We start from the raw sequence: 23,489 nt of genomic DNA, 5'->3' as shown, positions 1-23,489 counted from the left end.
TCACGTACCGAGCGAGGTGAGGACGTCGCGCCGCAGGGCCAGGCGCGCCGGGTCGTCGTGCGCGCCGCGGTCGCGGGGGCGGGGCACGTCCCGTACGGCCACGAGGCCGCCCGCGCCGAGCAGGGCCACCCGGTCGCCGAGGAACAGGGCCTCGTCCACGTCGTGGGTGACGAAGACGACGGTGGCGCCCGTGCCCCGGAGCACCTCCACGAGCAGGTCCTGCATGCCCGCGCGGGTCTGGGCGTCGAGCGCGCCGAACGGCTCGTCCATCAGGACGGCGCGTGGCCGCCCGGCCAGGGCGCGGGCCAGCTGGGCCCGCTGGCGCTGCCCGCCGGAGACCCGGTGCGGCAACTGCCGTGCCTGCGAGGCGAGTCCCACCCGCTCCAGCCAGGCCTGGGCCTGTTCCCGGCGTTCGGCGCGGGGCACACCGCGGATGGCGAGGGGGAGTTCGACGTTGGCGCGCAGGGTGCGCCAGGGGAGCAGGGCGTCCTCCTGGAAGACCAGGGCGCGGTCGGCCGAGGGGCCGGTCAGTGGGCGCCGGTCCTCGGTGATGTCTCCGGCGAGCGGGGACAGCAGGCCGGCGAGGGTGCGCAGGAGGGTCGACTTGCCGCAGCCGGAGGGGCCGACGACGGTGAGGATCTCACCGGCGGCGATGTCCAGGCCGACGCCGTCCAGGGCGGGGGCGCCGGGGCGGCCGAGGCGGGCCGCGGTGAGGGTGAGCCGGGTGCCGCGGATCGGCGATGCGGCGACGGCGGTCTCCGAAACGGTGCTCGGGACGGTCTCAGACGAGGTGCTCATCGCGTGCCTCCTCGGGTGCGGAACCGCCCTTCCCGGCGGTGGGGGCGGCCGGCGCGGGCCGCGCGGACCCGGCGGGCCGGGGCGGCCGGGCCCCGGGGACATAGGCGGTGCGCGGCAGCCAGCGGGTCAGACGGCGGCCCAGCAGTTCCACGGCCGTGGAGGTGAGCCAGCCGAGCACGCCGATGGTGACCATGCCGACGAACACGCCCGGGTAGTCGACGACGGTGTAGTCCTGCCAGGTGCGGTAGCCGACCCCGTACTGGCCGGAGATCATCTCGGCGGAGATCACACAGATCCAGGACACGCCGATGCCCACGGACAGGCCGCCGAACACCCCGGGCAGCGCGCCCGGCAGGACGACGGAGCCGAGGATCCGCCACCGGCCGCCGCCCATGGTGCGCACCGCCTCCTCCCACACGGGGGTCAGGGCCCGCACCGCGTGCCGGGTGGAGACCAGGACCGGGAAGAAGGCGGCGGTGAAGGTGATGAAGACGATGCCCTGTTCGTTGGAGGGGAACAGCAGGATCGCGACGGGGACCAGGGCGATCGCGGGGATCGGGCGGATCACCTCCAGCACCGGGCCGAGCAGGTCCTCGGCGAGCCGCGAGCGGGCCACGAGCACGCCCGTGGCCACGCCCAGGACGGCGGCCAGCAGGAAGCCGGCGAGGATCCGGGTGAGGCTGTCGGTGAGGTCCGTCCAGTAGTCCGGCCCGGACAGCCGGGCGGCGAAGGCCCGGGCCACGTCGGTGACGGTCGGGAACTGCGAGAACCGCAGCCACAGGTCGACGTTCAGGCTGGTCAGCGCCTGCCACAGGCCGAGCGCGGCGACCAGCGAGAACACCCGGAGCGCGTACCGCTTCACGAGGCCCGCTCCAGAGCGTCGGCGTACGGGACGACGCGGGCCCCGTCGTGTCCGGCGACGTACGCCTGCGCGGTGTCGGGCGCGACGAAGGGCAGCAGCCGGTCGCCGTCGGCCACCCACACGGCCTTGTCGGCGAACCACAGCGTGCCGGTGGTGGCGTCGGGGACGTAGGCGGCGCGGAGATCGTCGCGGTGCCCGGCGGCGTAACGCAGCAGCGCGGAGGGAGAGTCGAAGGTGACGGTCTTCGAGGCGCCCTTGGGCCAGGCCTCGCTCGCGGCCGGCGCGGGCTCGGTGGCGAGACGCCTGGCGTACGCCGCCGGTCCGAGGGCCTTCTTCACGTACCGGTCGTCGACGAAGGAGTCGACGTCCACGTCGCCGGTGAGTTTCGCCGACTTGAGGACCGGCACGTCCTTCTTCAGGGCGGAGACGAGCTGGGGCTTGATCGCCGGGTCGAAGGTGGCGATGCCGTGCGCGCCGTTGTAGAGGTAGACGACCTCGGCGGGCAGGCCGGTGGCCTTCGCGACCTTCTCGGCGGCGTCCACCGGGTGCTCGTTCAGGTAGTCCGTCGCCTGCGCCTGGGCCTTCAGGAACGCCTCCAGCACGGCCGGGCGCTCCTCGGCGAACTTCTCGCGGGCGGTGACGCCGTGGAAGGTCGGCAGGTTCAGCCGGGCGCCGTCGTACACGGCCTTCGCCTTGCCCTGGTAGGCGAGCAGGCCGGGCCACGCGACGAACTGGGACAGCGCGTCCGCGCTGCCAGCGGTGAGGGCGGAGGCGCCGACGGAGGGCTGCTGGTTGAGCTTCTCGATGCCGCTGTCCGGGTCGATGCCGGCGCGCCGCAGGGCACGGACGAGGGTGCCGTCGGCGGCCGAGCCGACGCTCGTGGAGACCTTCCTGCCCTTCAGGTCCTTCAGGGAGGTCAGCTTCGAACCGGGCGCCGTGACGATGGTGTTGAGGCCGCCGCGCAGGTTGTAGCCCGTGACCGACACCAGGTGGGTGGGGCTGTTCAGCTGCTTGCCGCGGGCCGCGTTGATGAGCAGCGGGAAGTCACCCATCGAGCCGATGTCGATCTTCCCGGCGGTCATCTGGGCGGTGATCGGCGCTCCGGTGGCGTAGTCCTGCCAGTCCACCTTGTAGTGGACGCCGTCGTCGAGCGAGTCGAGCTGCTTCTCGAAGGAGCCGAGGGAGCGGAGCAGGGTGCCCGCCGTGACGGTGTTGATCGTCCGGGACTGGTAGCCGACGGTGACGGTGACCGTGGAGCCGCTGCCGGCCTCGGCGTCACCGCCGCAGGCGCTGAGCGGGAGCAGGAGGACGACCGCGGACAGCGCGACCGCTGTGCGTCGCGTCGTGGTCGGGGACGTCGTAATTCGGGACAGCGTGGTTCGGGACAGCGTGGTTCGGGACATGGTGGTTCGGGACATGGTGGTTCGGGCCTCTCACCGCAGCAGATAGGGCATGTTGACCGTGACGGCTCCGGTGGGGCAGCGCGCCGCGCACGGGCCGCAGTACCAGCACTCGTCGACGTGCATGTAGGCCTTGCCATTGCGCTCGTCGATGGCGAGGGAGTCCAGCGGGCACATGTCCACGCAGAGCGTGCAGCCGTCGATGCACTTCGACTCGTCGATGGTCACGGGCACGTCGGCCCGCTGGGGCGCCAAGGGCATGGATGTCTCCGGGAGAGTGCGCGAGCGGGGTGGTTACCGGTTCCGGTGCAGCAGGCCGCTCATGGTGATGCGGTCGCCGCGGAAGCGGATGAACTCGAGGTCGACGGGGCGGCCGTCGGCGAGGTGGGTGAGGCGTTCCAGCATGAGGACGGCGGCACCGCGCGGGGCCTCCAGCACGGCGGCCGAGTGGGTGTCCGCGCTGACCGCTTCCAGGGTGATCTCGGCGTGGCCGAGACGCCGGCCGGTGACGGCCTCCAGGAGGCGGAAGACGTCGGTGTTCTCGAGGTCGGCGCCGAGCAGCTCGGTGCCGATGTCGAGAGGGATGTAGGTGAGGTCGAGGGACAGGGGCAGACCGCCCAGGCGGCGCAGGCGTTCGATGTAGAGGACGTCGGTGCCGGGCGCCAGGTGGAGGCGTTCGGCGACCGGCGCGGGTGCCGGGGCGGGGCCCATGGTGCGGACCTCGTTGGTGACCCGGCCGTGCTCGCGGAGGGTTTCCGCGAGGCCCATCAGGCGGTCGAGCCCGTGCGGGTACTTGCGGGCCACGACCACGGTGCCCACACCGGGTTGGCGTTCCACGAGGCCCTCGGCCCGCAGCAGGTCGAGTGCCTCGCGGACCGTGTTGCGGCTGGCGCCGTAGTCGGTCGCGAGGGTCGACTCGTGGGGCAGGGTGCCGTCGGGAAAGGCGCCGGCGAGCAACTGGCGGCGGAGCAGATCGGCCAGTTGCCTCGCCCGGTCGGCGCGCAGCCGGCGCCGCGCGCGGTGGGCGGCGACGGTGGTCGCGGCTCCCTGGCCGGCGTGGTCCCGGATGCGGTCGGTAGGCATGGATCGGACCATACCTATCCGATAGGGAAAGTAGTGTTGCGGGAGTGTTGCGCCACCGGGAGTGTGACCGGTTCGACGACTGAACTGGGGGTTTCGGCCGTGGCGCGGCAAGATCTGCCACCGGTCCGCCACGACCGATGGCGGGCCGGTACGGCTACGACATGGCCGTCAGGCCGGGCGCGAACACGATCAGCAGGGGCACCAGCGGTACCAGCGCGGCCATGGTGGTGGTCATGGCCCGGTGCCGACGGCCCAGCCGGGGCGGCGGTTCCAGCAGCCGGTCGACCCGCTCGCCCAGCAGCCGGTGGCTGGAGGCGCAGGACAGCACGCCACGGTGCTGGTTGAGCTCGATCAGGGCCAGAGCCGTGGTCAGGTGGCCGCAGCGACGGGAGGCGGTGTCGTCGGCGGCCAGTTCGACCAGTCGGTGGGTCTGGTCGCAGAAGTGGGCGAACAGCGGGACCCGCGGGAAGCCGGTGGCCAGGGCGGTGGACAGGTGCAGCAGCCAGTCGTGGCGGGCGCGGGCGTGTCCGCGCTCGTGGGTGAGGACGGCGTCCAGCTGGTGCCGGGTGAGGCGGTGCAGCGCGCCGGTGGTGACGATCAGCTGGGGCGGGTTGCCGGGCATCCACCAGGCGTCCGGGTACTCGTCCTCCAGCACGAGCAGGGGACCACGCGCGGCTCCCAGGTCCGCCGGCAGATCGGGGGCGCGCTCGCGCAGATGGGCACGGGACCGGGCGCGGCGGCGGCGCGCCTCGACCAGTTCACGCGCGAGCATCGCGGTCGTCCAGGCGGCACCACAGGCCAGCAGCAGGGTGAGGGCGGCGGCCCACGGCGGGGCGGTGGACAGGTCGTACGCCGCGGTCACCGCGGGCGGCGCCGGGGCGAAGAGCTGGGCGCGGACGGTTCCGAAGACGGCCGCGGCGCCCAGGGCGAGTGCCGTGACGCAGCACAGCAGGACGGTGGCGACCAGGCACTGCCACACCCACAGCCCGACCACCGGTTCCCGCTCGGGCCACGCGGCCCGGGTCAGCGCACGGGGAACGGGTACGGCGGCCAGCACGGCGACGACACTCAGCAGGAGCAGGCAGACGGTCATGGCCACGGGCTCCGGTTCCTGGTCGGAAGAGGGGCGGCTACGGGTCGTGCTGGAGGGCGGCCGCCGGGCGCGCGGGCGACGCGGTCGCCGTGCGCGCCGGTGACCGCGACGAGCGCGGCGGACGTGCCGTGCGCCGTGCGCGTGCGGGCGCACGCACCGCCCGACGCCCAGTATGACGGTGCCGGGCGGTGCGAGTCAGGGGTCGAGCGGATCGGAACAACCGGGACCGGGCGACGGTCCGCCGGACCCGGGCTCCTCGGTGGGCTCACGCACCTCCGGGCACGACCCGCCCCGTCACCTCTCCCAGCCCCACACGCACCCCGTCGGGCCCGGGCGCCCAGGCCGAGAGCGTCACCACGTCGCCGTCCTCCAGGAACGTCCGCTTGCCGTCGGGGAGTTCGAGCGGGTCGCGGCCGTTCCAGGTCAGCTCCAGGAGCGAGCCGCGCTCCCGTTCCGACGGGCCGCTGACCGTGCCCGAGCCGTACAGGTCGCCGGTGCGCAGACTGGCGCCGTTCACGGTCATGTGGGCCAGCTGCTGCGCGGCCGTCCAGTACATGGTGGAGAAGGGCGGCTCGGAGACGACGTGGCCGTTGACGGCGACGGTGATCCGCAGGTCGTAGCCGCCGGGTTCCTCGTCGCTGTCGTCCAGGTACGGCAGCAGCGCGTGGGTGCGGGCAGGCGGGGCCACCCGGGCTTCCTCCAGGGCGTCCAGCGGGGTGATCCACGCCGACACCGACGTCGCGAAGGACTTGCCGAGGAACGGGCCGAGCGGGACGTACTCCCAGGCCTGGACGTCGCGTGCGGACCAGTCGTTCAGGAGGCAGAGACCGAAGACGTGCTCGCGGAAGTCGGCGAGGGCCACGGGCGCGCCGAGCCGCGACGGCACGCCGACGACGAAGCCGACCTCCGCCTCGATGTCCAGGCGGACGGACGGGCCGAAGACGGGAGCGGCGTCGGTGGGCGCCTTGCGCTGGCCCGAGGGGCGTGCGATGTCCGTGCCCGAGACGACGACCGTGCCGGAGCGGCCGTGGTAGCCGATCGGCAGGTGCTTCCAGTTGGGGGGCAGGGAGTCCTCGGCGTCGGGGCGGAAGATCCGGCCGACGTTCCGGGCGTGGTTCTCGGAGGCGTAGAAGTCGACGTAGTCGGCGACCTCGAAGGGCAGGTGCAGGGTCACCTGGGACAGGGGGTGGAAGAGCGGCTCGACGGTCTCGCGGTGGGACGGCACGGTCACCCAGGCCGTCAGCGCCCGCCGAACGTCCGACCAGGCCGTGCGGCCGGCGGCCAGCAGCGGGCCGAGGGTCGGCTGCGCGAGCAGGGAGGCGTACGGGGAGCCGAGGGCGTGGGCCGCCGCGCCGGCGTCCAGCACGTGGTCGCCGAGCCGGACACCCACGGCCCGGTGCGAGGAGCCGGGGAGGGAGAACACGCCGTACGGCAGGGTGTGCGGACCGAAGGGATCGCCCTCGGGGACATCGAAGGGGGGCATCGGGTGCTGCCTCGCTTTCGGGTGTGCCGTGTCGTCGCCACGTGTTCGTGGTCATGCCACACGTTACGGGTGACACACCGCTCCTGGGCAGAGGCCGAGGAGGTGGACACGGACGAACGGGGCAGGTGAGCCCGGGGATGACCGCCCGGTGCGCCTTTCCCGGCACCTTCCTGCCGGACGCGCCTCCCGCAGGTTCGCGTGTGGCGTGGATCACGGGAAAGGGAAAACCTGCCGTCCGCACCCGGCGTCTAGCGGGTGTGAGAGCAGTCAGGAAAGCACCGGGCGAGCCGGACGAGGAGCGTCTCGTCCGGCTGGTGGCCGCAGGCGACCGCGCGGCGTTCGAGGAGCTGTACCGGCGCACCGCGCCATGGCTGGCGGTGCGTCTGCGGCGCCGCTGCGCCGACGAGCAGATCGTCGCCGAGGTCATGCAGGAGACGTATCTCGCGGTGTGGCGTGCGGCGGGCGCGTTCGCCGGGGCCGCGGTCGGAGGGACCGCCGTCGGCTGGCTGTGGACGATCGCGGCACGCCGTCTCGTCGACGCCTTCCGCCGCAGGGCCCACCACGCCCAGCCGCCGCCCGCGGCGGCCGCGCACCCCGTGGCGCCCGCCGCCGAGGAGGAGGCCCTTGCGGCGACCGTCGACGGCGACATCGGGGACGCGCTGCGGCGCCTGGCACCCGAACTCAGACAGGTACTGCAGGCCATGGTGCTCGACGGACTGTCCGTCCGGGAGACCTCGGTCCTGCTCGGCGTGCCCGAGGGCACCGTCAAGACCCGTGCCCGCCGGGCACGGACCGAGATGCGGAGGGCCCTGGCATGAGCGCGGAACACGCGGCGGCGCGGCTCATCGACGCGTACGCGCGCGGCGACACGCACATCGCAGCCGACGAGGTGTGGGCCCTGGAGGCCCATCTGGAGCTGTGCCGGATCTGCCGCGACCGGCTGTCGGCCGCCACCGCGGCGGGAGCACCGGCCGTGACGGCGGTGGTCGACGCCGTGTGGGCGGACCTGGAGCCCCGGCTGGCCGCCACCGCCCCCCACCGGCGGCTCCGGCCGGCCCGGTGGCCCAGGTGGCTGACCCCCACGATGGTGCCGTGGCTGGCCACGGTCATGAGCGTCACCCTGTTCGCCCTGCTGTTCGACCTGACCGGCACCGGCCCGGGGCACGGCCCCGGCGCCGGCCGGGTGCCGCTGGTGCTGCTGCTCGCCCCCGTCCTGCCCGTGCTCGGTGTCGCGGCGTCGTGGTCGCGCGGCCTGGACCCGGCCTGCGAACTGACCGCCTCCACACCCCGGGCCGGTCTTCCCCTGGTGCTGCGGCGTACCGCGTCGGTGCTCGCCGTGGTCGTCCCCGCCCTGCTGGCGTGCGGATGGGTGACCGGGGTGACGGCCGGGCAATGGCTGCTTCCCTGCCTGGCGTTCACCTCCTCGGCCCTGGCGCTGGGAGGAGTCGTCGGTGTGACCCGCGCCGCCGCCGTGCTCATCACGGTGTGGGCCGCCGTGGTCGTCGCACCGGCCCTGGCCACCAGCCGTACCCCTCTCGTCCTGCACACGGACGGCCTGCCCGTGTGGGGCCTGATCCTCGCCCTCGGCACCGGTGCCGTCATCGCCCGCAAGGGCGCGTACGCCGGCCCCGGAGCACTTCGATGACCGACCGGAAGGAACACCACTCGATGTCCGCGATCAGCGCGGCCGACCTCGCGCCGACGCCCTACGCCTGGCAGATCCGGGCCACGGGGCTGAAGGTGAGAGCAGGCCGCACACGGCTGGCCGTCGACGGGCTCGACCTGTCGCTGGGCACCGGCGTGACCGGTCTGCTGGGACCCAACGGGGCCGGGAAGACCACCCTCATCCGGGCGCTGGCCACCGTGCTGCGCCCCGCCGGAGGCAGCCTGGAACTGCTCGGCAGGTCCGTGACGGACAGGGGCGAGCACCGGGCGCTGCGCCGCCGGATCGGGTATCTGCCGCAGGAGTTCGGCTACTACAAGCGCTTCACGGTGCGCGAGTTCGTCGAGTACATGGCGTGGCTGAAGGAGGTCCCCAAGGCGGACGTCCCCGCCGCGGTGCAGCGGGCAGTGGAGCGGGTCGGCCTCGCCGACCGCGCCGACGAGCGGCTGAAGACCCTGTCGGGCGGCATGGTGCGGCGCGTGGGGATCGCCCAGGCCATCGTCAACGACCCGGCGATCCTGCTCCTGGACGAACCGACCGTCGGCCTGGACCCGGCCCAACGGCTGCGCCTGCGCCAGCTGTTGCAGGAGCTGGGAACCGACACCTGCGTGGTCGTCTCGACCCACCTGGTGGAGGACGTCGCCGCCGCCTGCACCGACGTGGTGCTCTTCGACGAGGGCCGGCTGGTCTTCCAGGGCACCCCGGGCGACCTCGCCGCGGCGGGCGGGCCCGAGCACGTGGGCGACAGCCCCCTGGAACGCGGCTACTCGGCGCTGCTCCAGGGCCCCGAGCAAGGAAGGGGCACCTGGTGAACTCACGTGTCCTGCGCACCGAGCTGAGACGCTCCGTCGCCCCGTGGGCCGGCGCCCTGATCCTGACGATCGCGCTGGCCTTCCTGTATCTGCTGGACGGGATGTGGTGGAAGGGCACCACGGCGTGGACCGCCCAGTGGACGCCCCTGGCGCTGTGGACCCGCGCCCTGCTGTTCTACCTGTGGCCACTGGCCGTGGGACTCGGGGCGCTGCAGGGCCTGCGCGACCACCGCTCGAAGATGTCCGAACTGCTGACGACCACATCGCGCCCCGCCTGGCACCGCGCGGCCGCGTCGGCGGGTGCGACGGCCGTCACCCTGGTCTCGGGCTTCGCGCTGCTCGTCCTCGTGGGCGCGGTCCACGTGCTCGGCGACACCCAGTACACGCACCTCGGTTGGCTGCCGATCTCCCTGGTGGGAGCACTCGCCCTCGTCGCGGGATCCGTACTGGGCATGGGGGCCGGGCGCACCCTGCCCTCCGTGCTCACCCCTCCGGCCCTCGCCATGGGCGCCTTCGTGTTCACCGCTCTCATGCACATGTCGCTGGGCCGGACGAAAACGACCACGGCGGAGGGGCTCCCGGTCTCGGAGCCGAATCGGATCTCCCTGCTGTCACCGGCGGTGGAAGAGGTGCGCGACACGCTGCTCACACTCTCCGCCGCCGTGCACGCCGGGCAGACGATCTGGCTGCTGGGCATGGCCGCGACGGGCTTCGCGCTGCTGGTCGCCGCGACCCCGCGCACCCGGCTGCTGGCCCTGGCGCCCGTCCTGGCGGGCGCGCTGCTCGCCCTGCTCGTCCTGCCCTCCGACCCGCGCCGGATGTACGTCGTCGACGAGGCCGCCGCGGAGCCGGTGTGCGACGGCCCGGTATGCGTGACCAGAACGCACCGGGCGCGACTCGCCGAACTGGCGGGCCCCGGCAAGGAGGCACTGCGTCTGCTGCGCGGCTCCCTGGGCGGCCGGGCACCGGTCTCGGTCCGGGAGAACACCGCCGTACTGCCGGACGGCGCCACGCCGCGGTGGTCCCCCAGGACCGTGCTCTTCGACTTCGACGACGACGTCATCGCCGCCGCGAAGGGCCGGGAACTGACCCGGTCCCTGATCGCCGAAGGCATGGTGCCGGGGTGCACCCCCGCCGGCTGGAGCGGTTTGGGCAACGACGAGTTCGCGCAGGCCGTCGCGGTGGGCTGGGTCCTCGGAGACCTCGAACCCCTGCCCGGCACCTGGTCGGCACGTCTGCGCCGCGAGGTCGAGGTCCAGGCCCGCCCGGTGTGGATCAAGCTCCGGGCGCTGCCGCGGGACGAGCAGCTCTCGCGGATCCACGCGATGCGGGCCGCCGCGCTCTCCTGCGAGGGCGACCCCCTGGAGGCCCTGAAAGGCGGTAAGTCCCGGTGAGATGGCTGGTGCTGTACGCGCGCTCGCGTCAGGTACCCGCGTCGCTCGCCGCGGTGGTGGTCAGCGCGGCGGCGGTGTGGGGACTCGCCCGGGACGGCGGCGCCGGGCAGGGCGACCCGCGGCCGTCCGTGCTCGTCCTCGCCGCGGGGGCCATGGCGGTCTCGATCGGACTCAGCGGGCAGGACCTCGCGCTGGACCGTACCGCGGCGATCGCCTGGGCCCCCCGCAGAGCGGCGCACGTGCTGCTCGCGGCCGCGTTCGTCTGCGCCGTCCTGCTGACCCTGCAGGCGCTGGGCCATGACCTGGCAACCACCGCGTTCGTCGCCCGGGACAGCGCCGGACTGGCGGGACTGGCCGCCCTGGGCGCGGCCCTCTCGGGTGGCCGGTACGCCTGGGCGCTGCCGTTCGGCTGGCTCTCGTTCGCGTTCCTCGCACCACCCCCGGCCGGCGTGCCCGCGCAGGTGGCGGCCTGGATGCTGCTGCCGGCCGGCACGGCGGCGGCCACCTGGACAGCAGGGGGCCTCGCGATCGTCGGCGTCACGGCCTACGCCGTCGCGGGACCGAGGAGGTAGCCGCTTCCACAGCCGCGTCCACAGCCGCGTCCATGGCCTTGTCCACCGGAGTCGACGCAATCTTGACGGAGCGGTGCGAACGGGGCGACTCTGGGCGGGTGCCGGAAGGCCTCGGGGAGGGGGCGTTCCCACGGCACATCTGGGGGGCGGATGGCCATTGGGGAGGCCGGTCCGGGCGCGGCGCGGCATGGTTCTCGGCTGAAACGGCTGGAAGAGACCATGCGGGCGCGGCTCGGCCGGGAATGTGTGTACGTACCGTCGTGCCGTTTCGGGCTGTACGTGGCGCTGCGCCACTGGTGCCCGCCGGGCGGCCGGGTGCTGATGTCGCCGGTCAACGACGACGTGATCCTCTTCGTCGTGCTCGCGGCCGGACTGCGCCCCGTGCAGGCGCCGTTGAACCCGCTCGACGCGTCCATCGACATCGACGCCGTGCCCGACGAGACGTGGAGCTCGGTGTCGGCCGTGCTCACCACCAACCTGTACGGGAACCCGGACCCGGCGCCGCGCCTGCGGGAGAGATGCGACGCGCTGCGGATCCCGCTGTTCGAGGACGGGGCGCACGCCATCGGCAGCCGGGTGGGGGACCGGCCGGTCGGCGCGTGGGGGGAGGCTTCGGCGTTCAGTCTGTCCAAGCACGTCGGGGCCAAGGCAGGAGGCATGCTCTCTCTGGCGGACCCGGGTCTGCGGGACGCGGTGGAGAAGACCTGCGCCGGATTGCTCACGCCGAATCGGCTGACGTCCGAACTCGCCTACGCCGTCCGGCCGTACGCGGAGGCGGCGGTGCGCGGGCTGCGGCTGCGGCGCGCCGCCTGGGCCGCGGTCCGGCTGCTGGGGCTGGCGGACCGCGAGGAGATCCGGATGCCCCTGCGCCCGGACGAACTCGCGCGGGCCGCCCCCCGGGCGCCCGGCCTCGACGCCCACGACCCGTGGGTACGCGTCGACATGCACGACTACCGCCAGGAGTCCGGCCGGCTGCGGCTGCGGCGCATCGGACGCCGGCTCGACCGGCTGGACGACGTGCTCGACGCCTGCCGCGTGGGGACGCAGCTGCTGCTGTCCACGCCCTGGGCCAAGCCGCGCGACGCGTACGGCACCCAGCCGCTCTTCCGCGTCCCGCTCTTCGTGGCGGACCGGGACGCGGCGATCGCGGCCCTGGCACGTCAGGGCGTCGTCGTCGGCTACCTCTACGACCCGCCGCTGGACGACTACGCCGGTGCGGAGTTCACCGACCCCTCACCGGCGCCCGAGGCGGCCCGCTGGTTCGCGCGGCACGCGCTGCCCGCGGACCCGCTGCGGGCCCGGACGGTGGTCGAGGCGCTGGAGCGGTCCGGGGCACGCCCCGTCGAGGCACCGGGAGGGCCGGGTCAGTACCGTGGCTGAGATCCAGGTGCACGCGCCCGCCACCACGCGCGCCGACGGCGACGGACCGGAGCCCGCCGGCAGCGGGCCCACCCACGACTCGCTGTTCAAGAACGCCTACTTCCTCATGCTCAGCACCGGCGTGTCCGCCGTACTGGGCCTGGGGTTCTGGCTGGTGGCCGCGCGCTACTACTCCGAGGAGGCCGTCGGGCAGGGCTCCGCCGCCATCGCGGCGATGCGGCTGCTCGCCAGCATCACCGCCACCACGATGATCGGCGCCGTCGTCCGCTTCGTGCCCCGCGCGGGACCGGAGACCGGGCGTCTGGTGTGGGGCACGTACGCGGCGAGTTCGCTGGTCGTGGCGCTCGCCGCCGCCGTCTTCCTGCTCACGCTGGACGCCTGGGGAGCGTCGTACGCCCCGCTGGGCACACCCATGGCCGGGGCGGTGTTCGTCGCGGCGTGTGTGGCCTGGGCGCTGCTCACCCTCCAGGACGGGGTGCTCACCGGATTGCGCAAGGCGGAGTGGGTGCCGGCCGGGAACGCGGTGTTCTCGATCGGGAAACTGGCTCTCCTGGCCGTCTTCGCCGGCACGCTGCCCGTCCTCGGCATCTTCGTGTCCTGGGCGGTGGCGATCGCCTTCTCCACCCTGCCGCTTGGCTGGCTGATCTTCCGCAGGCTCATCCCGCGCCAGTCCGCGGCCGACCGGCATCTGCGGCCGCCCGGATTCCGCGAGATGGGCCGCTTCCTCGCCGGGGACTCGCTGGGCGCCCTGTTCAGCCTGGCGATGATCAACCTGCTGCCGGTGATGGTCGCGGTCCGCTTCAGCGCCGCCGAGAACGGCTACTTCTACGTGGCGTACACCGTCGGCGGCACGATGGAGTTCATGGCCATCAACATGGCCTCGTCCCTCACCGCGCACGCCTCGCACGACCCGCGTCAACTCGCCGACGGCGTCCGGGGCGCACTGCGCCGCATGACGCTGCTGCTGGTCCCGGTCGTGGCGGTGCTCGTCCTGTTCGCCCCGTACATCCTCACGCCCTTCAGCCCGGACTACGCCGAGCACGGCTCGACGGTGCTGCGGCTGCTCGCCCTCGGCGCGCTGCCGCGGGTCGTGGTGGAGCTGTACATCGGCGTGCTGCGCGTTCAGGGGCGTACGGGGGTGCTGGCCGCGCTCCAGGGGGCCATGTGCGCCCTGGTGCTGGGCAGCGCGGCCGCGCTGTTCACCCCGGCCGGCATCGCGGGCGCCGGCTGGGCGGTGCTGCTGAGCATGACGGTGATCGCCGTCGTCTCCACGGCCGGACTGCGTGCGGCCCTGCGCCACGACGACAGCGCACCCGCCGCCCGCCCGCCCGTCACCGACGCCTACGGCACCCGCTGGGCGAAACTCAACGCCACCGCCGGATACGGCACGACCTGGGCCCGCCGTGCCGCGTACCGGCAGGGGGGCGGCGACGAGGACACGGTCACGTTGTTCATCGGGCGCCCCGGGTACGAGCGTGAGGCGCTGCAGGCGGACACACTGGCGCTGATCGTGCGGCCGGATGGTCCGACCCGCGAACCACCACCCCGCGAACCACCACCCCGTGAGCCCACGGACCAGGAGCCACGGGAACGGCGGCTGCGCGGTGCCCTCTGGAGCCTGCTCGGTGTCGCCGCCGTCTTCTTCTCCGCGCCGCTGCGCGAGCTGCCCTGGCTCGGCGGCACCACCGTGAACGAGCCGACGGGGCGGCAGCTGCTGGCGGGCCTGCCGCTGCCGTCGCTCACCGCCCAGGGCCTGCTGCTCGTGGTGTTCGCCGCCGCGGTCACCCTCTGCGCCCGGCGCGAACCGTGGTTGCCCGGCGCGGCGTTGTGCGCCGCCCTGCTGGCCCTGTACGCCGCACCGGTCGCCCTCGGACGGGAACCGCCCCCGGTGGACGGGGCGTTGTATGTGAAGACCGCCGGGTTCCTCGCGGACGTGCTGGGCCTCGACGGGCCCGAGCCGCTGCTGCGCTGGGCGCCGCCGGCCTGTCAACTGCTGTGCCTGGTGCCGCTGTGGCTGCTGCTCGCGAGCGCGGGCGGACGGCTGCCGTGGCAGGCGCGCTGGGGGGTTCTGTATCTCGTCGCGGTCGGCGGCTGGGTGTGGCGCGAGGCGCTCGCACCGGTCGCGCCGCCCCTGCTCGCCGTACTCGCCGTACTCGCCGTACTCGTCAAGGTCTTGCCGCTCTGCCGTCGCGCCGCGTGGGTCCGGTGGCAGCCGCACCGCGGACAACCGGACGGACCGACCGCCCACTGACCCGTCACCCGAGCCGAACAGAGCCACACCGAGCCGAACCGCCAGGGGGGAACCACCGTGCGTCCGCCAGCAACTCCACGGGAGAGAGCCACGCCGGAACCCACGCCCGCCCAGGACGGCACGGACCGGTCCGGCACCGCACCCGAGACCTCCAGCCAGTCCTCCAGCCCCTCCTCCTCGGAGTCGTCGAGCCCTGCCCATGAGCCCGTGACGGACCTGTCCGACCTGCCCCCCGCCCGGACCGGACGGCGCGCGCCCGCCTGGCCGGGTGTGCCGCTGCTCGCCGCGCTCGCCCTCTGGGCGTACGCGGTGCGGCACACCGACGTCTCGCGGCTCGACGACTACGGGCTGGTCACCGCGCTGCACCCCGCCTTCTGGGCCGGGCTGCTGGTGCTCACCACCGGCTTCTGGTTCACGGTCCGCGACCCGCGCCGGCCGGGCGGCTGGGGGGCGGCGTACGTCCTCGGCCTGCTGGTGATGGAGCGGGCCACCCAGGCCGTGGTCTACCCGACCCCGCTGTACGCCTGGGCGTGGAAGCACGACGCGGTCATCGACCATCTGCTGACGGCCGGCGGACTCCAGACGGCCGACCAGATCGGCGACATGGCGGTCTACGACCAGTGGCCGGGCTTCTTCGCCGCCCAGGCCGCCCTGGTTCGGTTGCTGGGCGTGGAGTCGTCGGCGATGTTCATGGCCTGGTGGCCCCTGGTCTCCAGCCTGATGCTGCTCCTTCCGCTGCTGCTGATCTACCGCACCTTCACCGAGGACCGGCGGCTGATCTGGACGGCCGTCTGGCTCTTCTGCGTCGCCAACTGGGTCGGGCAGGACTACTTCTCGCCCCAGTCCGTCGCCTACGCGCTGCACCTGGGCATCCTGGCCGTCGTCCTGCGCCGCTTCGGCCGGTCCGCCGTGCGCAGCGGGCAGCCCCGGCAGGCCGTGTGGACGGTGGTGATCACCGTCATGATCGTGGCGATCGTCATCTCCCACCAGCTCACCCCGGGCATGCTCGTGGCCTGCCTGCTCGCCCTGTGCCTCAGCCGGCGCCACCGCGACTGGGTCCCGCTGGCCACGACGCTCGTGATCTTCCTCGCCTGGTGCCTCACGGCCGCGCTGCCGTTCCTGTCCGCGGCCATGCCGGACATGATCCGTTCCATCGGGGACGTGGGCGCCAACGTCGAGACCGGTTACGGCGCCACCCCGACGGGCACCGGAGCGATCGCGACCTCCTGGGCGGCCCGGCTGCTGTCCGGCGCCGTCCTGCTTCTCGCGGCGGCCGGCGTCCTGCGGCAGCGCGTGCTGCGGCACCGCGCACTGCCCCTGCTGCTGATCGGGGCGGCCCCGCTGCCGATGTTCGCGGCCAGCGGCTACGGCAGCGAGATGATCTTCAGGGTGCTGCTGTTCATGCTGCCGGGCGCCGCGTTCTTCGCCGCCGCCGCGCTGCTGCCCACGCTCCGCACGCCGGCCGCCGACGCCGCCGCGAGGGAGGCCGGCGGCCCCGCCGTGAGCCGCCGGCGGGGTATCGGCACCTGGGTGCCGCTGACCGCCCTGCTCCTCGGCACCCTGGCGTTCGTCCCGGCCTACTCGGGCAAGGACCGGATCAACTACTTCCCGCCGCAGGAAGTGCGCCTGGTGCGGCAGCTCTTCGACGAGGCTCCCGAAGGCTCGCTCGTGGTGGCCGCCAACCGCAACTACCCCCTGGCGTACGACTCCTACGGGAGCGTCGACCACTACTGGTTCCTCGACGACGCGCGCGGTCACGTCGACCGGATCGTCAGGAACCCGGCCGCCACCCTCGCCGGTGACATGGCGGGGGTGGAGCGGCCGGCCCGGGCCTACTTCCTGCTCACCCAGGGCCAGCTGGCCAACTCCGAGATGAACGGGCAGCTCACGAAAGCGCAGCTGGACCGCGTCCAGAAGTCCGTCGCCGCCTCACCACGGTTCCACCTGGTCGCCGAGAACAGCGCCGGATGGCTCTACGAACTGAAGCAGACCCGAGGAGGGGAGCGATGACACCGCAGGAACTCGTGGTCCGGATGCTGCCGCCGTTCGGCGGCTGGCTCGCGCTCGCCGCGCTCGCCCTGCCCGGCGGATCGCCGCTGCGGGGGGCCGCCGTCGTCGCCTTCCTGGCCGCCGGCCCGGGAGCGGCCGCGGTCAGAATCTGCGCCCCGGCGCCGGCGGCGGGGGCCGCCGAAGGGCCCGCCGAGGGCCGCGACCCGGACTTCGCCCGCCACTCCGACCTGCTGGAGCGGCTGATGCTGGTGCTGTTCCTGGGCGTCGGCGCCGTGCTGCTCGTCGCGACCGTACTGATCGCCACGCACACCTTCAGCGCGCAGCGTGTGCTGCTGACGCTGACCCTGCTGACCACACTCGCCGCGTTCTGTCCGCCGCTGCGTGCCTCCCCGCCGCCGACGACGCCGACGACGCCGAGGACGCCGAGGACACAGAGGACGCCGAGGACACCGAAGGGTTCCGCTCAGTGAGGTTCAACCGTCCCCACCGTCCCTTCCGCCGCGACCCGGACCCGGCCGGACGGCCCCGCACACCCGGGCCGGACGGCAAGCATCCGGCCGCCGGCCTGTTCGCATCGGGCCGGCGCCGTCTGCTGATCGCGGCCGCCACGGTGGTCAGCGCGGTCCTGGTCGCCGGTCTCGCCCTCCGCGACGCCTCCGGACCGGAACCTGGAGCCACCGGTTCCCGCGCGGACTGCCGCCCCACGGCCCTCCTGGAACCTCCCTGCGGCGCCTGGTTCGGCGCCTTCGTGCCGCACGAGCGGGACAACCTGCCCGAGAAGGTGCGGGCGTACGAGGAACGCGTGGGCCGCAAGCTCGACATCGTGTACACGTACCACGACATGTCCCTGCCCGAAGGCACCCGCCGGGAGGGCCGGCTCCTCACCCCGGAGGAGCAGCGCGTCGGCGAGGACCACCTGCTGCTGCTGTCGTGGGAGAGCAAGTGGTGGGGCGGCACGAAGAAGCAGCAGCCGACCTGGAGGCAGATCGCGGCCGGCGAGCTGGACAGGACCGTCATCGACGTCCAGGCCCAGCGCATCAAGGACTACGGCAGGAAGGTGTTCCTCTCCTTCGACCTGGAGATGGACACCCGCACCCCGGCCAACGGCACGCCCGCCGAGTACGTGAAGGCGTACCGGCACATCCACGACCGGTTCCGCGAACTGGGCGTCGACAACGTGGTGTGGACGTGGATCACCACGGGCTATCTCGACCACGCCGACGTGATCAAGGCGATGTACCCCGGCGACGGCTACGTCGACTGGGTCGCCTACAACCAGTACAACTACTACCGCTGCCACGACACCGGCTGGCTGACCTTCGCGCAGACCCAGGACACCACGCACGAGTGGATCCGGAAGAACATCTCCGACGACAAGCCGCTGATGCTCTCCGAGTTCGGCACCGCCGCCGACCCGTCCCGACCGCGGCGGCAGGCCGAGTGGTACGCGCAGGTGCCCCGGGTGCTGAAGAACCTGGAGGGCGTCAAGGCCGCCCTCCAGTGGAACCACCGCGACCCCGGGCCGCACTGCGACCTGGCCCTCGCCAACGACGCCGCCTGGGAAAGCCTGCGCGAGGCGGTAGCCGACCCGTACCTCAACCAGCCGCTCGAGTAGCCCGGCCGTCCTCCGGTACGGCCGCGGGTTCAGCCCGCGAACTCGGGCCCCCGCACCGCCGCGCGGGCCCGCCGGTACCACCGCCAGGCGATCGTCTTCGGCCCGTCCCGGTAGGGCGCGACCCGTGCCCCCGCGCCCGCCAGCCAGCCCTCGACGTCGGCGACGGTATGGGTGCGCCGGACGATGAGCCGGGCGATGCGGTACCGCTCGTCGCGGTCGGAGCTCAGCGCGTGGCGCACGGCGGTGGCCGTCTCGTAGCCGGCCCGGGCCGACATGGCCCGCACCCGCGGGCTGTTGTAGCCGTGCGGGTAGGCGAGGTGCCGGATCTCGTGCCCGAGGGCGTCCTCCAGCACGGCCTTGGAGGTGCGCAGTTCGTACGCGAGGTCCCTGCCGGGCAGGGTGTCGAGCTGCGCGTGCGTCACGGTGTGGCTGCCGATCTCCATGCCGGAACGTTCCAGCGCCGACGCCCCGGCCAGCGTCATCATCGGGGCGGGCGGCAGCAGACTGCGGCCGCCCGGGGCGATGGCGCCGGTGGTGAGGTAGGCGGTGGCCGGCAGGGAGCGGCCGGCCAGCGCCTCGGCGGTGGGCCCGGGCAGATCGGCGAATCCGTCGTCGAAGGTGAGCAGCACGGGCCGCGGCGGCAGCGGCGCCCGGCCGGCCAGGTGGTCGGCGACCGCGCTGATCGTGACGGGCGCACGCCCGCTGCGGACCACCGCGTCGAGATGCGCGGCGAACTGCTTCGGCGTGACCGTGAACTCGGCTATCCAGCCGGGCGGGTCGTCCATCACGGCGTGGTACAGGAAGACGGGAATCGCCGGCGTGGCGACAGAACCGGCAACGGAATCGGCGACGGAACCGGCGACGGAATCGCCCGCGGCTGCCGGCCCCTCCCCGTGCCGCGCGCCCCGCTCCGCCCCGCCGCTGCCGGCCGTCCTCATCTCGCCCCCCGCGCCGTCGCGCGCAGCGCCCGCCGCGCCTTCAGATAGCCGACCGGCCCGTACGCCATGCCCCTGCGCTGCAACCGCGACAGCCGCCGTGGCCAGGGATGCGTCCGCACGTCGTGGTCCCCCGGCGTGCCGCCCCCGTCCGCCCCCTCCGTCGCGCGTACGGCGGTCAGCGCCCGGGCATGACGAAGTCCCCGCGGCAGCCGCGCGAGGAAGGCCGGCAGCAGCGCCGGCCGGTTCACCAGCACCGCCGTGAGATACGCGGTGAGCCCGGCCCCGTAGCCGTACGCCTGTGTCTCCAGGTCCCGCCAGGTCTCCCGGTGGTGGTGCCACACCAGCGCGTACGGCGTGTAGCGCAGCCGGTGGCCCTCGGCCAGGACGCGGACGAAGCCGTACAGGTCGTCACCGCCCCTGGCGGCCGTCCCGGCACCGGTGGCCGGGTCGAAACCGCCGACCTCACGCAGTACGGCGGTACGGAACGCCATGTTGGCGCCCGAGCCGAACCGCCCCGCCGTGAACGGGAACAGCGGCTCGTCGCCCGGCGGGTGCGCGGGGTCGTACGTCCTTGGAGTGAAGCCTTTCGCGAAGCCGCCGTGACTCTCCAGCAGCACCTGGGCCGGGGTGGTCAGCCGCGCGGGCAGGATCAGCCCCGTGCTGCACCCGAGTCCGGCGTCGGCGGCGAAGGGCGCGGTCAGCTCGGTCAGCCAGCGCAGATCGGCGACCACGTCGTCGTCGGTGAAGGCGACGACCTCACCGCGCACGGCGTCCAGCCCCGCGTTGTGCGCGCTTGCGAGCCCCGGAACAGGCTCACACACGTACCGCACACGCTCCGCGTACTTCCGCTCGACCAGCTCCCGCGTCCGGCTCGTCACGGGCGCGTTGTCGACGACGACGATCTCGAACCGCGGATGGTCCTGCGCCAGCAGCGAGTCCAGCGCGCGGGCCAGCTGCCCGGCCCGCTCCCGGGTGGCCACGACGACGCTCGTGAACGGCGGCTCCTGCCAGGGCTCCTCCGCGAGGGCCGGTGCGCACTCCGCCCGCGCCCGCTCCACGAGCACGGCCCGCGCGTCCGCCCCCTCCGGCACCCGTCCGAGCAGCGTGCCCACGGGCCGGCCACCCCACCGCACCAGCACGAACACCTCGCCGTGCGTCAGCGGCGGACTCCCCGGACCCGGTCTGAGCACCGCGTCCTCACCGTCGATGTCCAGCTCGGCGACCTGCACCGCCCCGATGTCCAGGAACCGCCGTATCTCCTCCTGCGCAACGGCCGAACGAGCCACGCGCCCTCCCCCCCACTCGTGTGTCACGCACGGCGCAGCCGAGCCGCGCCCTTCAGCGCCCGCGCGGCCAGCGACGCGAGCCGCGGCCTGCCGCGGACGAAGCTGTGCGCGCGGCGCGCCGGCTCGCGGCTCAGCCAGTGCAGCGCCGCGCCCGCCCCCGGACGCGTCACCGCACCCTCGTACACGGGCAGTTCGCCCGTCTTCAGCGCGTCCTTGTACTCGGCCGCGCCCCGCCCCAGGTCGAGCGTGCCGATGCCCTCGGCGGCCGCCGCCTCGGCCATGCGCAGGTGCAGCACCAGCCCCGGCGAGTACTTCGAGAACTCCGGGTCGTAGGACGGGAACCAGCAGGCCAGAACCGATGCCGAACGCAGCCCGAAGTGCGCGGCGACCGGCCGTTCACCCGCGTACAGCACGGACAGCGTGCCGCTGCACTCCGGCGCCCGGGTCCCGGACAGGTGCCCGACGAGCCGGGTGATCCACCCCTGCGCGAACCGGTCCCGGCGGCCCGTCCTGCGGTACTGCGCCGACTTCCACTCCATGAGGGTGCGCAGCGCGGCCGGATCGCGTTCGTCGAACACGAACCGCAGCGCTCCGGCCTGCCGGCCCAGCCTGCGCTCCTTGGCCAGGGTGGTCTTGAGGAACTTCGGCGACTGGGCGCGCAGCACCGACTCGTACGTGTCGTAGCCCTTCTCCACGTCGATGACGTAGGTGGGGTGCCGCTCCGCCGCGTACCGGACGAACAGCCGCTGCTCGGCCTCCAGGTTGTCGAAGGCGAAGCTGGACACCGAGCAGGCCCGCAGCAGTTCGTCCGCGGTCAGGTCCAGGCCCGGCCGCAGGATCGCGCCCTGCGCGTCCGAGACGCCGAGCCCGATCGCCCGGCCCTGCCCCAGCCGGCCCCGCTCGTAGGGCAGGAAACCGGCCGGTTCCAGCCCCTCGTACACCACCGCGACGCGAGCCTGTGGCCGCACCAGGCCCACCGCTTCGGTGAACTCCGGTTCCATGAAAGGGTTGCGCGGCGCCACGGAGGCCGCGCGCAGCGCGCGCCAGCGCTCCCTCTCCCTCTCGCCCAGCTCTCCGGCCCCGGCCACACGAATGCGCCCACTGCTCAACCCGACCCCCCGATCAAGTCCCCCCTGGACACTTGGAAGGTACCGCTCGAGGCGGCCTCTCGGGTAGGTAGCGGACCATCCTGTTGCCAACTGGTACAGACGCCTTCAACCGGGCAATCGGTGACCGCCGTGGGATGAAACGAAGCGGCGCGCTGTCCGTATTCTCTGATCATGGCCGCACCCCTCGCATACGCACTCATCGCCACCGACCTGGACGGGACGCTGCTGCGCGGCGACGACACCCTCTCCGACCGGTCTCTCGCCGCGCTCGGGCGGGTGGCGGACGCCGGTGCCGAGCACCTCGTGGTGACCGGCCGCCCGGCGCCGAGAGTGCGGCCGCTCCTGGACGACCTCGGCACCACGGGGCTCGCGGTGTGCGGACAGGGCGCGCAGGTGTACGACGCCGGCGCCGACCGGCTGCTGTGGTCCATCACGCTGGACCGGGAACTGGCGGAGACCGCCCTCGGCAAGATCGAGGCCGAGGTGGGGCAGGTGTACGCGGCGGTCGACCAGGACGGGGTGGACGGGCTCACGCTGATCGAGCCGGGCTACCTCATGCCGCACCCGACCCTGCCCGCGGTACGGGTCGACCGGCGTGACGACCTGTGGGGCGAGCCGATCAGCAAGGTGCTGCTGCGCCACCCCTTCCTGACGGACGACGAGCTGGCGGCGACGGCCCGCTCGGTGATCGGCTCACTGGCGACCGTGACGATGTCGGGGCCGGGCACGGTCGAGCTCCAGCCGTGCGGTGTCACCAAGGCGACGGGCCTGGCACTGGCCGCCGAGCACCTGGGGCTGCGTCCGGCGGACACCATCGCCTTTGGTGACATGCCCAACGACATCCCGATGTTCGACTGGGCCGCCCACGGTGTCGCGATGGCCAACGCCCATCCCGAACTGAAGGCCGTGGCCGACGAGGTCACGCTGTCGAACGAGGACGACGGCATCGCCGTCGTCCTCGAGCGACTGCTGGGCGGGGCGGCTCAGTACGGGCCGTTGACGTTGTCGATCGAGCCGTAGCGGTCGGCCGCGTAGTTGCAGGCCGCCGTGATGTTGGCGACCGGGTCGAACGGGTCGTAGGCGGTGCCCGGCACGTGGTAGGCGGCGAAGGTCGGGTCGATCACCTGGAGCAGGCCCTTGGACGGGGTGCCCTTGGCGGCGTTGGAGTCCCAGTTGTTGATCGCCTGGGGGTTGCCGGACGACTCACGCATGATGTTGCGGTAGATGCCGTCGTACGACCCCGGAATGCCGTTCTGCGCCATGATGTCCAGCGCCTCGCGGATCCACCCGTCGAGGTTGTTCGCGTAGGTCTTCGCGGAGGCCTGGGTGGCCTGGGCGACGCCCCCGGCGGGCTTCGCGGCCGGCTTCGCGGGCGCGGACGACTTGGTCGCCTTCTCCGCCGCGGCGGTCCCGGTGGTCTTCACCTTCAGCTTCAGACCCGGGTGGATCAGCTTCGGGTCGGCGCCGACGGCGGCGCGGTTGTCCTTGTAGAGCTGCTTCCAGCCGCCCGGGACGTCGTACTTGTCCGCGATGCCGTAGAGCGTGTCGCCCTTGGCCACCGTGTACGTGACGGACTTGGCGGGCTGGTTCGCCTGCGGCACGGCCTGCGGGGCGGCGCTCGCCTGGGTGGCCCCGAGGAGCGGGAGGGTGAGGGCCGCTCCGCCGGTGGCGACGGCCACGGCGCCTCGGGTCAGCGGGTTGGTTCTTCTGGCGCGGCGGTGCTTGCCTCGTCCGGGCATG

General features: G+C 73.5%; 22 protein-coding genes. 11 read left to right on the top strand and 11 right to left on the bottom strand.

Annotated elements, in window-relative coordinates:
• The 7 genes from IE212_RS02820 to fahA form a co-directional block, all read right to left on the bottom strand.
• Positions 1 to 798 (bottom strand): ABC transporter ATP-binding protein, encoded by a 798-nt coding sequence (locus tag IE212_RS02820; RefSeq protein ID WP_190196017.1) that lies wholly within the window; start codon positions 796 to 798, stop codon positions 1 to 3.
• Complete coding sequence (locus IE212_RS02815) at positions 782 to 1,660, bottom strand: ABC transporter permease (protein ID WP_190196016.1); 879 nt, start codon at positions 1,658 to 1,660, stop codon at positions 782 to 784. The genes IE212_RS02820 and IE212_RS02815 overlap by 17 nt, the downstream gene beginning before the upstream one ends.
• Entirely contained in the window at positions 1,657 to 3,063 is a 1,407-nt protein-coding gene (locus IE212_RS02810) for an ABC transporter substrate-binding protein (protein WP_229864002.1), read from the bottom strand. The genes IE212_RS02815 and IE212_RS02810 overlap by 4 nt, the downstream gene beginning before the upstream one ends.
• A gap of 30 nt (positions 3,064 to 3,093) precedes the next feature.
• Positions 3,094 to 3,321 carry a 4Fe-4S dicluster domain-containing protein gene (locus IE212_RS02805; RefSeq protein ID WP_003992261.1) on the bottom strand — a complete coding sequence of 76 codons (228 nt, stop codon included), beginning with the start codon at positions 3,319 to 3,321 and terminating at the stop codon, positions 3,094 to 3,096.
• 33 nt (positions 3,322 to 3,354) lie between these two features.
• Positions 3,355 to 4,155, bottom strand: a complete 801-nt coding sequence (locus tag IE212_RS02800) for a GntR family transcriptional regulator (RefSeq protein WP_373301323.1) — start codon at positions 4,153 to 4,155, stop codon at positions 3,355 to 3,357.
• A gap of 142 nt (positions 4,156 to 4,297) precedes the next feature.
• Entirely contained in the window at positions 4,298 to 5,236 is a 939-nt protein-coding gene (locus IE212_RS02795; protein ID WP_190196172.1) for a M56 family metallopeptidase, read from the bottom strand.
• A gap of 265 nt (positions 5,237 to 5,501) precedes the next feature.
• A complete protein-coding gene (fahA, locus tag IE212_RS02790; protein WP_190196014.1) occupies positions 5,502 to 6,719 on the bottom strand; it encodes a fumarylacetoacetase in 1,218 nt (405 codons plus the stop codon).
• 257 nt (positions 6,720 to 6,976) lie between these two features.
• Between fahA and IE212_RS02785 the strand changes: the two genes are divergently transcribed.
• The 10 genes from IE212_RS02785 to IE212_RS02740 all read left to right on the top strand — a co-directional run bounded on the left by IE212_RS02785 (position 6,977) and on the right by IE212_RS02740 (position 18,416).
• Positions 6,977 to 7,537: an RNA polymerase sigma factor gene (locus IE212_RS02785; RefSeq protein WP_190196013.1), complete on the top strand. Its 561-nt coding sequence runs from the start codon at positions 6,977 to 6,979 to the stop codon at positions 7,535 to 7,537.
• Positions 7,534 to 8,364: a zf-HC2 domain-containing protein gene (locus tag IE212_RS02780; RefSeq protein WP_190196012.1), complete on the top strand. Its 831-nt coding sequence runs from the start codon at positions 7,534 to 7,536 to the stop codon at positions 8,362 to 8,364. Before IE212_RS02785 ends, IE212_RS02780 begins: the two co-directional genes overlap by 4 nt.
• Positions 8,361 to 9,194 carry an ABC transporter ATP-binding protein gene (locus tag IE212_RS02775; RefSeq protein WP_190196011.1) on the top strand — a complete coding sequence of 278 codons (834 nt, stop codon included), beginning with the start codon at positions 8,361 to 8,363 and terminating at the stop codon, positions 9,192 to 9,194. The genes IE212_RS02780 and IE212_RS02775 overlap by 4 nt, the downstream gene beginning before the upstream one ends.
• A complete protein-coding gene (locus tag IE212_RS02770) occupies positions 9,191 to 10,588 on the top strand; it encodes a hypothetical protein (RefSeq protein ID WP_190196010.1) in 1,398 nt (465 codons plus the stop codon). Before IE212_RS02775 ends, IE212_RS02770 begins: the two co-directional genes overlap by 4 nt.
• Positions 10,585 to 11,160, top strand: coding sequence for a hypothetical protein (locus IE212_RS02765; protein ID WP_190196009.1), 576 nt, complete (start codon positions 10,585 to 10,587; stop codon positions 11,158 to 11,160). The genes IE212_RS02770 and IE212_RS02765 overlap by 4 nt, the downstream gene beginning before the upstream one ends.
• A 150-nt stretch (positions 11,161 to 11,310) precedes the next feature.
• Positions 11,311 to 12,540, top strand: a complete 1,230-nt coding sequence (locus IE212_RS02760; RefSeq protein WP_190196008.1) for a DegT/DnrJ/EryC1/StrS family aminotransferase — start codon at positions 11,311 to 11,313, stop codon at positions 12,538 to 12,540.
• Entirely contained in the window at positions 12,533 to 14,791 is a 2,259-nt protein-coding gene (locus IE212_RS02755) for a lipopolysaccharide biosynthesis protein (RefSeq protein ID WP_190196007.1), read from the top strand. The genes IE212_RS02760 and IE212_RS02755 overlap by 8 nt, the downstream gene beginning before the upstream one ends.
• Positions 14,792 to 14,848: 57 nt before the next feature.
• Positions 14,849 to 16,801: a glycosyltransferase gene (locus tag IE212_RS02750; RefSeq protein WP_229864001.1), complete on the top strand. Its 1,953-nt coding sequence runs from the start codon at positions 14,849 to 14,851 to the stop codon at positions 16,799 to 16,801.
• Positions 16,798 to 17,271, top strand: coding sequence for a hypothetical protein (locus IE212_RS02745; protein ID WP_229864000.1), 474 nt, complete (start codon positions 16,798 to 16,800; stop codon positions 17,269 to 17,271). The genes IE212_RS02750 and IE212_RS02745 overlap by 4 nt, the downstream gene beginning before the upstream one ends.
• Entirely contained in the window at positions 17,268 to 18,416 is a 1,149-nt protein-coding gene (locus tag IE212_RS02740; protein WP_229863998.1) for a glycosyl hydrolase, read from the top strand. Before IE212_RS02745 ends, IE212_RS02740 begins: the two co-directional genes overlap by 4 nt.
• A 29-nt stretch (positions 18,417 to 18,445) precedes the next feature.
• Here IE212_RS02740 and IE212_RS02735 read toward each other — a convergent pair whose 3' ends face one another.
• From IE212_RS02735 to IE212_RS02725, 3 genes are all read right to left on the bottom strand, one after another.
• Positions 18,446 to 19,201, bottom strand: a complete 756-nt coding sequence (locus tag IE212_RS02735; protein ID WP_190196169.1) for a polysaccharide deacetylase family protein — start codon at positions 19,199 to 19,201, stop codon at positions 18,446 to 18,448.
• 149 nt (positions 19,202 to 19,350) lie between these two features.
• A complete protein-coding gene (locus tag IE212_RS02730; protein ID WP_190196006.1) occupies positions 19,351 to 20,640 on the bottom strand; it encodes a glycosyltransferase family 2 protein in 1,290 nt (429 codons plus the stop codon).
• 23 nt (positions 20,641 to 20,663) lie between these two features.
• A complete protein-coding gene (locus IE212_RS02725) occupies positions 20,664 to 21,749 on the bottom strand; it encodes a GNAT family N-acetyltransferase (RefSeq protein ID WP_190196005.1) in 1,086 nt (361 codons plus the stop codon).
• Positions 21,750 to 21,920: 171 nt separating this feature from the next.
• Between IE212_RS02725 and IE212_RS02720 the strand changes: the two genes are divergently transcribed.
• Positions 21,921 to 22,769: an HAD family hydrolase gene (locus tag IE212_RS02720; protein WP_190196004.1), complete on the top strand. Its 849-nt coding sequence runs from the start codon at positions 21,921 to 21,923 to the stop codon at positions 22,767 to 22,769.
• Here IE212_RS02720 and IE212_RS02715 read toward each other — a convergent pair.
• Positions 22,733 to 23,488: a transglycosylase SLT domain-containing protein gene (locus tag IE212_RS02715; RefSeq protein ID WP_190196003.1), complete on the bottom strand. Its 756-nt coding sequence runs from the start codon at positions 23,486 to 23,488 to the stop codon at positions 22,733 to 22,735. The two genes, IE212_RS02720 and IE212_RS02715, sit on opposite strands and share 37 nt — an antisense overlap.
• Position 23,489: the final 1 nt, after the last annotated feature.

The sequence above is a fragment of the Streptomyces djakartensis genome (genome assembly GCF_014651075.1).
GTDB classification, from domain to species: Bacteria; Actinomycetota; Actinomycetes; order Streptomycetales; family Streptomycetaceae; genus Streptomyces; species Streptomyces djakartensis.
The sequence above is the reverse complement of the archived record's forward strand: the minus strand, read 5'-3'. Positions and strand labels throughout refer to the sequence as shown.